8 protein-coding genes and 1 pseudogene are annotated in these 9,775 nt (G+C 61.0%); 6 read left to right on the top strand and 3 right to left on the bottom strand.

Annotated features, from left to right (window positions below; all coding sequences use genetic code 11):
• Window positions 1-136: 136 nt before the first annotated feature.
• The 3 genes and pseudogenes from LOC54_RS09980 to LOC54_RS09990 all read left to right on the top strand — a co-directional run.
• Window positions 137-361 (top strand): annotated as a pseudogene (locus tag LOC54_RS09980) (biopolymer transporter ExbD); the annotation flags it as partial.
• The gene (locus LOC54_RS09985) at window positions 358-1,206 is read left to right on the top strand and encodes an energy transducer TonB (protein WP_279313668.1); all 849 of its coding nucleotides are present in this window, start codon (window positions 358-360) and stop codon (window positions 1,204-1,206) included. The pseudogene LOC54_RS09980 and the gene LOC54_RS09985, both read left to right, overlap by 4 nt.
• 112 nt (window positions 1,207-1,318) lie before the next feature.
• Window positions 1,319-3,007 (top strand): OprO/OprP family phosphate-selective porin, encoded by a 1,689-nt coding sequence (locus tag LOC54_RS09990; protein WP_279313669.1) that lies wholly within the window; start codon window positions 1,319-1,321, stop codon window positions 3,005-3,007.
• Window positions 3,008-3,015: 8 nt separating this feature from the next.
• On the opposite strand, the gene LOC54_RS09995 is transcribed toward LOC54_RS09990, so the two are convergent.
• Window positions 3,016-4,287, bottom strand: coding sequence for an adenosylmethionine--8-amino-7-oxononanoate transaminase (locus LOC54_RS09995; RefSeq protein ID WP_279313670.1), 1,272 nt, complete (start codon window positions 4,285-4,287; stop codon window positions 3,016-3,018).
• Between the two features lie 112 nt (window positions 4,288-4,399).
• On the opposite strand from LOC54_RS09995, the gene LOC54_RS10000 reads away from it, so the two are divergent.
• From LOC54_RS10000 to bioD, 3 genes are read left to right on the top strand one after another with little or no spacing between them, the layout of a single operon-like run.
• Complete coding sequence (locus tag LOC54_RS10000; protein ID WP_279313674.1) at window positions 4,400-5,587, top strand: 8-amino-7-oxononanoate synthase; 1,188 nt, start codon at window positions 4,400-4,402, stop codon at window positions 5,585-5,587.
• A 2-nt stretch (window positions 5,588-5,589) separates the two neighbouring features.
• A complete protein-coding gene (locus LOC54_RS10005; protein WP_279313671.1) occupies window positions 5,590-6,243 on the top strand; it encodes an alpha/beta fold hydrolase in 654 nt (217 codons plus the stop codon).
• Window positions 6,240-7,670 carry a dethiobiotin synthase gene (gene bioD / locus LOC54_RS10010; RefSeq protein ID WP_279313672.1) on the top strand — a complete coding sequence of 477 codons (1,431 nt, stop codon included), beginning with the start codon at window positions 6,240-6,242 and terminating at the stop codon, window positions 7,668-7,670. Before LOC54_RS10005 ends, bioD begins: the two co-directional genes overlap by 4 nt.
• Here the strand turns inward: bioD and LOC54_RS10015 are convergent.
• Together LOC54_RS10015 and LOC54_RS10020 are read right to left on the bottom strand one after the other, a co-directional pair.
• The gene (locus LOC54_RS10015) at window positions 7,612-9,426 is read right to left on the bottom strand and encodes a chloride channel protein (protein ID WP_279313673.1); all 1,815 of its coding nucleotides are present in this window, start codon (window positions 9,424-9,426) and stop codon (window positions 7,612-7,614) included. The two genes, bioD and LOC54_RS10015, sit on opposite strands and share 59 nt — an antisense overlap.
• A gap of 178 nt (window positions 9,427-9,604) precedes the next feature.
• On the bottom strand, window positions 9,605-9,775 hold a 171-nt coding region (locus tag LOC54_RS10020), incomplete at its 5' end, for a transposase (protein WP_279313675.1).

Below are 9,775 nucleotides of genomic sequence, written 5' to 3' on the forward strand. Positions count from 1 at the left end.
GGCGCTTCCGTGGGGAACCTGGCCCATAGCGCATCCTTCCACTCATGTGAAAATAATGCACCATCAAATTCCGGGACTAAACATCTAACTGACGACACGCCGTAGTTGAGGGGCGATAGATTCCGTCTCCCATCTGGATCATGGGCTGGCTCTCGGAGAGGAGGACGTCGCGGCAGATGCTCTGGCCTCCGGCCTGGCCGGTGCGACAAAGGGGAATATGGATACCCGCATATTCCTGCGTGCGGACAGGACGGTCGATTATGCCACCCTGATGGGCGTGATGGATAAGCTGCGTGCGGCGGGATACCTCAAGGTTGCTCTGGTTTCGCTGCACGGGCAGGAAGAGGGCGTCTCTCAGTGACGGTTCTCTCCCCGCCCCGTCCGGATCATTTCAGAACATGGCTTGAGGATATCCTGCGTCAGGAACAGCAGAAAAGACGTGCTGCTCTCGGGCTGTCCTTTGCTGCCGTCCTGATCATTGCAGGAGCTGGCGGTATCTGGGCTGCGCGGCTTGCGCTCCCTCCCCCGCCTGCCGCCGGGCCGCCTCCTGCCGCTATCGCCGTTGATCTCGCCCCCATGCCGGTTTCTGCGCCGACGCCAGCACAGACTGTTCCTGAAGGGCCGCAACAGGCACTTGCGCAGTCTGAGTCTGAGCCTGAGCCGGTCACGCCGCCTGAGGTGACGGCTCCGCTCTCTCCGGCGCAGAATCCTCCGGTTCCCGTGCCGAAGGAAGAGAAGAAACTCCTCCGGAAAAAGCCGCTTCACAAGCAGGTTCAGCACGTCAGCACCTCGGTTCCGGCGGAGCAGCCTCCGGCACCGGAAACGACATCCCCCCGGCGATGGCAGCCCCCCCCGTCACAAGCGCAGGCGGCTCCTTCTCATGGAGCACCGTCCTCGTCACACGCGCACGACAAGGCGAACTGGCAGGGCGAGCTTCTTGCGCGGCTTGAACGCTTCAAACGCTATCCGGCCGTATCGCAGCATAATCGTGATGAAGGCACGGTGATGCTCCGGTTCCGTATGGACCGGCAGGGACATGTTCTGTCAGCTTCTGTTGCAAAGGGATCGGGGTTTGAGGCTCTGGATCAGGAAACCCTGGCCCTGGTGCACCGTGCGGAGTCCCTTCCGTCTCCGCCAGATACGGTGCCCGGTGAGACCGTGAGCCTGACGGTTCCTGTCGAATTCTATCTTGATACGGATCGATAAAGTCCGGACGAGCTGTGTCATAAAACCGAAACAGTACTGTCATTCATGTTTCACCCTGTCTTCCCGGCAAAAGCATTAACACGCTGTCATCCACCGCGCCGGAAAGAGGTCGATGACAGTTTCACCGCGTTTCCTTCTTGCTTCCTTTACAGTGCTGAGCGGCGCCTCAGCCTTTTTCTCAACTCCCGTTCTTGCAGCTTCATCCGATCAGGAGGTTATCGAGCTTCGCCGTGAAATGGCGGAAATGCGTCGCGAGATGGCATCCATGCGTGCCGAGCTGCACCATGACCAGCACGGACGTGCGACATCCCGCACGGCGTCCGGGCATCACAGAGCCGGGGCCACGACCGTGGCAGACCGCCGGGATTACAACGGTGCGCCGGAGCAGGGCATTCAGTTCGACAGACCGTCCTCTCCCGGCGTGAAATTCGTGCATCATGTTCCCGGTGACGGCCGTCCGCCGTCAGACCGTGGTATCTCCAGTTCCTGGGAGGATTTCCAGAAAGCATCATCGGGCAGCGAGGTAGTGCAGATCGGTGGCATGAAGATCGGCTTTCCGAACGGCCGTCCGACGATCCAGTCCGAGGACAGCAAATACGCCATGTCCATCGGTCTGGCATTCCATGAGGATTTCGGTGGCTTCATGGGCGTCACTAGGCGCGGCAATGAAAGCAAGGGCAATTTCAACGACTTCACGTCCAATGCACGCCGTCTGCGTATTCCGTTCACATTCCGCTATAAGGACTGGGTCGCCAACGTCACTCCGGATTTCGGCGCAGGCAATAATGACGGCACGGTCGGGCTTTATGAGGCCAATCTGAACTATGCCGGGCTTCGGAACACCATCCTTACAGTCGGATATTTCCAGCCCCGCGTGACCGAGGAGGATTCGGAAAGCTCCAACGACTTCATGATGATGGAGCGTCCCGGCATCACCGATATTGTCCGCAACATTGCCGCGGGTGATGCGCGCTTTGTCGCCGGTGGTCTCCATTACGAAAAGCGCTGGTGGATTGCTGGATATTTCACTGGTCAGCAGTTCGGTCATCGTAACGGGAACGGCTATTACGGGGGCAACGGGACGATCACCGACAGCCAGACGGGCGGGATGATTCGTGTTGCCGGACGACCGATCGCGACCAGGGACTGGGATCTGCATCTTGGTGTTTCCGCACTGTCCTCTTTCAAGCAGGACCAGAGCAGCGCCGGACGCACCTTCTCCCTGGCCGAACGCCCGGAAATCAACCTCGGGGAAAGCACGCTGCTTACGACCGGATCGATACCTGATGTGGGTAGCGTCTGGTCTGCAGGGCCTGAGGCAGGACTGCGGTGGAAACGCCTGCTTCTGAAGGGAGAGTATTACCATATCGGTATCACCCGTTCGCGCGGAAACGGAGGAGAGAAGCTGCCTTCTCTGGCTTTTGACGGATGGTATGGTGCGGCCAACTACACCATCTTCGGAAATCCCCGCATGTATAATTACAAAGAGGGCGCGTTCTCGGCCCCTAGTGTGTCGGAGAAAGATGAATTCAATCCGATGGCGGGCCATTGGGGTGCACTGGAAATTTCCGGTCGTTACAGCGAGACGGACCTGAACAGCAATCTGAACAATCCCGGCGGCGTGCGCGGCGGACGGCAGATTGTCTGGACGGGTGGTCTGAACTGGTATCCGAACAGGCATTTCCGGGTGATGCTGGACTTTAACCACTTCATCGTCAGCCGCAGCGACGGTGCCGGTTCGGTCAACAGCGCCGGTCGGAACGGCAACTCACTGGCGGCACGTATTCAGGCCGCTTTCTGACCCTTCAGTCAGGCCATTTCTGAAATGACCTCCCGGATCGTCTGCATGAGAAAGGTCAGATCATCCGGAGCGATCGTGAAGGCCGGTGTCAGATATATGATATTTCGAAACGGCCTGATCCACGCGCCATGTTCCGCAAATCGGGCGCGCAGGGCTGCCGGGTCGGAAATTTTTTCCATCTCCACCACACCGATCGCCCCCATGACACGCACATCCCTGACGCCGGGAAGAGCGCGGCATGTCTCCAGCCCCTCGCTCATCCGTGCGGACAGGGCAGCGACCTGATCCAGGCGCGGCTCACGCCCGAACAGATCGAGTGAGGCGTTCGCACAGGCGCAGGCCAGCGGGTTGGCCATGAAAGTCGGGCCGTGCATCAGCGCATGTTCGGGATCATCCGAAAGGAATGCATCGAACACGTGACGCCGGGCCACGGTTGCGGCCAGGGCCATGGTTCCGCCTGTCAGCGCCTTGGACAGGCAGATGATATCGGGGGTTATTCCTGCCTGCTCACAAGCGAACATCGTTCCTGTCCGACCGAATCCCGTGAAAATTTCATCAAGAATCAGAAGAATACCATGTCGGTCGCAGATGTCCCGCAGACAGCGCAACACGTCCGGATCGTGAAACAGCATTCCTCCGGCCCCCTGCACCAGAGGTTCCGTGATTACTGCCGTTATCTCTGCAGCATGATCTGCGATGAATGTCTCGAACCCTGCACGGGACTCCTCGTCACGCGGCAGATCAAGGATGAACTGTTCGGGCATGATTCCGCCGAAAAGATGGTGCATCCCCTCTTCCGGATCGCAGATCGCGGTCGCTGCAAGCGTGTCCCCGTGATAGCCGCCCCGGAAGGCCACGAATTTCCGCCGGTCTGCCTCTCCGCGATTGAGCCGGTACTGGATGCCCATCTTGAGCGCGACCTCAACGGAAACCGAACCTGAATCGGTATAGAACACCCGCTCCAGATCGCCCGGCAGCAGATCGCTCAGCCGCTTTGCCAGCGTCAGTGCCGGTTCGTGCACCGATCCCCCGAACATGACGTGCGGCATACGTGCGAGCTGCGCCTGTGCCGCGTCCCTGATGTGCGGGTGATTATATCCGTGGCATGCGGTCCACCAGGCGGCCACGCCGTCGATCAGTTCACGTCCGTCTGCAAGCGTGATCCGGCTGCCGTCGGTTGCCGTCACGGCCAGCGGGGGCGGTGATGTTTTCATCTGGCAGTAGGGCAGCCAGATATGTGGCAGGCCGTCACGGTACCAGGCGGGCTCTGTCCGGGACATGGGAGATCCTTATTTCCTTGCCGATGCTCTGCAGCGGGTGTGCCGGTTACGGGGCGGAACGTAAAGACCCGCAGGATTGACCGGCGCTGCAGGCTACGGCACCACTTGGCACATGACCCCGTTCGATCCTCTTTTTCTCCAGGCTCTTGATGATCTTGCCCGGCAGGACCGCCGGCGCAGGCTGCATCCGCTCAGTCCGTATCTACGCGCGGATTTCCGGACGCCGCATGGGAAAACGCTGCTGGATTTCTCGTCAAACGATTATCTCGGTCTCTCGCGGCATCCGCTTCTGGCCGAGCGTGCGGCGGATGCGGCCGCGCGTGAGGGAACCGGCTCCGGTTCTTCCCGGCTTGTGACAGGAACGCGCGATCTGCATGAGCGCGTGGAGGCCCGGATTGCGGCTCTGAAGGGCAAGGAGGCTGCGCTGCTGTTTGCCAGCGGGTGGCAGGCCAATGCCTCCGTGATCCCGGCGCTTGCCAGACTGTCGAAAGAACAGACGGGCGCTACGATGCTGGTATTTGCAGACCGGCTCAATCATGCCAGCCTGCATCATGGCTGTGCGGCGGCGGGCCTTTCGCAGATCCGTTTCCGTCATAATGATCTTTCCCATCTTGAGACGCTTCTGCAGGAGCGTGCGGAGATGCCTGGGCTGAAGGTAATTGCAACGGAAAGCGTGTTCAGTATGGACGGTGACCGGGCGGATATTCCTGCCCTTGCCGCTCTGGCCCGGCGATATGGTGCGTTTCTTTATGTCGATGAAGCGCATGCGACCGGTGTGCTCGGTTCCGGCGGTGCGGGGCTTACGGCGGGGGTCGGGGATGTCGCGCTGTCGATGGGCACGTTCAGCAAGGCGCTCGGCGGTATGGGGGCGTGGGTGGCCGGATCGCGGGCGCTGTGTGACTGGCTTCTGAATAAGGCCTCCGGTTTTGTCTTTTCCACGGCTCTGCCGCCTTCGGTGCTCGGGGCTGCGGATGCGGCTCTGGATCTTCTGCCTGATATGGATGAGGCCCGCGCGACACTTTCCCGCCGGGCAGACTGGCTGCGCGCGCAGCTTGCTGATCAGGGATATGCGCCGACGGATTCTTCCACGCAGATCATACCCGTGATGGCCGGAGAGGCCGGAAGGGCGCTGGAACTGACGGCTTTTCTTGAGGATGAGGGAATTCTGGCCATTGCGATCCGCCCTCCGACCGTTCCTGCGGGAACCAGCCGTCTGCGGATCTCCCTCAACGCCGCGCAGAGCGATGCGGATACGGAGCGCCTGGCTGCCGCCCTTGCACGTTTTTCCACGCGGAGATGAAGATGCTTCCTGTCATCCTCGTGCACGGATGGGGATTTGATGCTTCCGTATGGGACCGTGTGCGGGCCTGCCGGGGCATGGAAGATGCCGGTGTGACCGATTTCGGTTTCTTTGGTGACGCCACGGGAAAACATGTTTCCCTGAATGAGGATTTTACTCCTCCCGGTCCCGTTCTGGTGGCCGGTCATTCAATGGGACTTTTATGGCTGCTTCGTCATGCCGTTCTGCCTGCAGGAAGCCGGATTGCAGGGATCAGCGGATTTTCCTGTTTTGTAAAAAAGCCGGATTTTCCTGATGGTGTTCATGCGCGCGTGCTTGCCCGCATGCAAGCGGGGCTTTCTGAAGATCCACTATCCGTTCTGGCGTCATTCCGGAAAAACTGCGGCTTGGAAGAAGATAGTCCGTGCAGGGATGCTGATGTGGATTCCCTGAGGGAAGGTCTGGATTTTCTGGAAAACTGCGATGTGCGGGACAGCGGGCGGGATGTCTGTGTTCTGTGCGCAGAGCAGGACCGGATCGTGTCTCCGGCCATGAGCCGGGCCTGCTTTCCGGAAGAGCGGATCACATGGATCGCCGGGGGCTCACATATGCTGCCTCTGACGCATCCTGAGGAATGCACGGTTTTTCTGCTCGACAGGAGAAAGATACCGGGATGACCCACTTTTCTTCCGCATCCGTCCGGGAGCGTTTTTCCCGCGCCTCCGGCTATGACCGGGCAGCCTCCCTGCAGGCCTGCGTTGCCCGGAACCTGGCAGCGCAGCTTGAACGGTCCGGAATAAAGCCGTTACGAATTCTGGAATTCGGCTGCGGAACAGGTCTTCTGACACAACATCTGCGCCGTCTGTGGCCACAGGCCGATATTCTTGCGACGGATATCAGCCCGGAGATGCTGGAGCGGGCGCGGAACCGGCTGAGAGACAGCGTGCGGTATGCGGTAATGGATGCACAGCAGCCGTCTGCGGAAGGACCGTTCGACCTGATCTGCGGCAGTCTTGCCCTGCAATGGTGTCCGGACCGGGCGCAGGTTCTGCATGCCCTGCGTGCCCTTCTTTCGCCCGGCGGCACGCTGGCTGTCACGACACTGGCTGAGGGGTGTTTTGCGGAGTGGCGTGAAGCCTGCGCCACCGCCCGGGTGCCTGTCTCTCTTCATGACTATCCTTCTGCCGGACAGCTTGCGGAGGATATCCCGGCGGATATGTCCGGCCGATGGGAAACGCAGATCATTTCGGAAACCGGCGATGGCCTTTCCTTCCTTCGACGGCTTCATGATACGGGCGCGGCTGCACCCCGCGCGGGACAAAGGCCACTTTCGGCCGGAGCCCTGAGGCGCGTTCTGAACGCTTTTGATGAGGCCGAGGAAAGCATATCCTGGACCATTGCCAGCGGCATGTTCCGTACCCCGGCCCGTGCGGGTGTGTTCGTGACCGGCACGGATACAGGTGTCGGGAAAACCTTTGTTTCAGCCTGCCTGGTCCGTGCGTGGAATGCGCTTTACTGGAAGCCGCTGCAGACGGGTCTGGCGGATGAGGCCGGTGATACGCCGGTTGTGCGGGAGCTGGCACAGCTCACCCCTGACCGCATCATCCTACCTTTCGCCGGCTTTGCCGCACCGCTTGCGCCGGATGCGGCGGCGGCCCTGGAGGGGGTGAGCATTCAGCCGGATGATATCCGGCTTCCCTTGCAGGATATCGGGACGCCCCTGGTTGTCGAGGGCGCGGGCGGTGTGCTTGTGCCTGTAGCGCCTGGTGTGATGATGGCCGATCTCATGCAGCGCTTCGGTCTGCCAGTCGTGCTCGTCGCCCGCAGCGGACTTGGCACGATCAGCCATACGCTGCTCAGTCTGGCGGAGCTCCGCAGACGGGGGATTGCAGTGCTTGGCGTGGTGCTCAACGGGCCGCTCAATCCGGGAAACCGAGAGGCAATCGAGAGGAACGGCAGGGTCCGGATTCTTGCGGAAACGGATTTCTGCCCGGAGATCACGCCGGAAGCCGTGGCGGATGCTGCACGTCTCTTCCCGGCCTGGCCTACATCCGGCCTGCCAGATCCTGCCAGCTCCGCTCCATCTCATCCGCATAGCGTCTGAGCACATATCGCTCGCTCAGGAGGCCCGCTATCCGGCCCGGGGGTTCATGGTGCTCCCCGGGGTGGTCGTCCTCACATTCCTCATCGCACAGAACCGCCATGACCGGCAGGCGCGCCTTGTCGAACATCGCGAGCGCGTCCCGGCAGGAGCAGGAGGGCCGGAGAAAGAGATCTTCCGCATGTGACAGTGAGGAGACCGGCCAGGAAGCCCCGCTTTCCTCCGCGTTCCGTAAAGCCTCTCCCGAGACCAGCCCGGCATAGCCACCCTCTGTATTTTCCAGCAGGATATAGCGGGGCATGAAGTCCTGAAACTGCCCGCAGGCTTCGCTGATTTTCATGGTCTCCGGCAGGACCGGCGGATCTGCCTGCATCAGGCGTCCGACCGTGAGTGATCTCTGCCGCCCCACGTCGATCGGAGAGCGTATCTGTTCGCCGTTCACGTGGAAGCGCCACGTTGTGAAGGAATATCCGAAGAGCGACCGGGTCGTGACCGCGGCGGCAAGACCCGCCATCAGCACGGCGGGCGTAAGGCCGAAGCTGCCGGTGGTCTCAAGGGCGAGAAAGATCATCGTGACCGGCCCGCCGATCACCGCGACGGCAAAGGCGCACATCCCGGCGATGACGCAGGCGGAGGTCGGAATATTTATGATCCCGCTCCAGGACAGAAGGTCTCCGCATATCTCACCGCTCAGAACGCCAAGCCAGAGGGAGGCGAAGAACAATCCGCCTCGGAATCCCGCGCCGATGGATATGGAGGAAGAGAGCGCCTTGAGGCAGAGCAGCAGCAGCGCATCGTTCAGGGACACCTGCCCTGCGAGCGCATTCCGCACGGCCATGTGACCTGAGGACAGGACGGTGGGTGAGATCAGGGCAAGCCCGCCGACCAGCAGTCCGCCTGCGGCCTGCCGGCTCCAGGCCGGAAGCGGAGACGTGCGGAACAGCCACTCCACGAGTGTCACGCCGCGCATGAGCAGGATTGCGGGCAGTGCGACCACGCCTCCCATGACGGCAAGCACCATATACTGCCCGGCTGTCAGGGCGGACGGAATATCGAGCGTCTGCAGCGGCAGTGTATTTCCCGTGAGATGCACGACGGCCACGGCGCACAGCGATGCCGTGGCAACCGGCGCGAGCATCGACAGGGTGTAAGTGCCGATGATGAGTTCGAACGCATAGAACGCCCCGGCCACCGGAGCATCGAAAGCGGCTCCGATCGCTCCGGCGGCCCCGCATCCGACCAGAAGGCGCATATCGGCACGGGTTACGCGCAGGAACCTGCCGATGCGGCTGCACAGGGCGGATGAGACCTGTGTAAATCCGGCTTCAAGACCGAGCGATGCGCCAAATCCGTTGGAGATGATGACCTGCATCTGCATCGCCAGCGAGTCACGCAGGGACATGCGCCCGCCCCTCAGGGCGTTGGCCTCCACAGGGTCAACGATCCGGCGGCTGACCCGGCGGGCGCTCAGACGCATAAAACCGACCAGAAGAAGCCCGCCGGTGGCCGGAATCAGGGCATTCCACAGGGGGATATCCGTAAGACCGGACAGTCGTCCGGAAGGAATGCCGCTGAACAGTACGCTGTGCATCCACAGCGTGATCCGCGTGACGGCAGTCACGAGAAGACCGGCAACGCAGCCCGTCAGTCCGGCGACGGGCACCAGCCAGACAGAACTGGCCCGTACGAGGCTGCGCAGGACAACGAGCAGATACCGGATGCCCGATATCTGCGATGACGGTCTGCTGCGAAGACGCACCCTGATCCTTCTCCCGCATCAGACGCGAGGATCACCCCCCGTCAGAAAACCCGATACTGATCGGATTTCGCGCTGATGTGAAGGAACGACAAGAGTTTATCCCAGAGCGTCCATGCTCTCGGAGATGAATTTCCTGTAGGCCGCGTCATGCGCCTTTGCCTTGCTGTACGTCGTGTCGTCAGTTAAGCAGCATGATGATTGAAGCGAACTGCACGGCTGCGAGGAAAGTAGATTTGAGTTTGTCGTAGCGGGCAGCGATGGCGCGGAACTGTTTGAATTTATTGAAGAAGCGCTCGATAAGGTTTCGCTCCCTGTAAAGGGCAAAGTCCGTTTTCCGTTGTGTTGTTCT

Source organism: Acetobacter sp. AN02 (genome assembly GCF_029759835.1).
GTDB lineage: Bacteria > Pseudomonadota > Alphaproteobacteria > Acetobacterales > Acetobacteraceae > Acetobacter.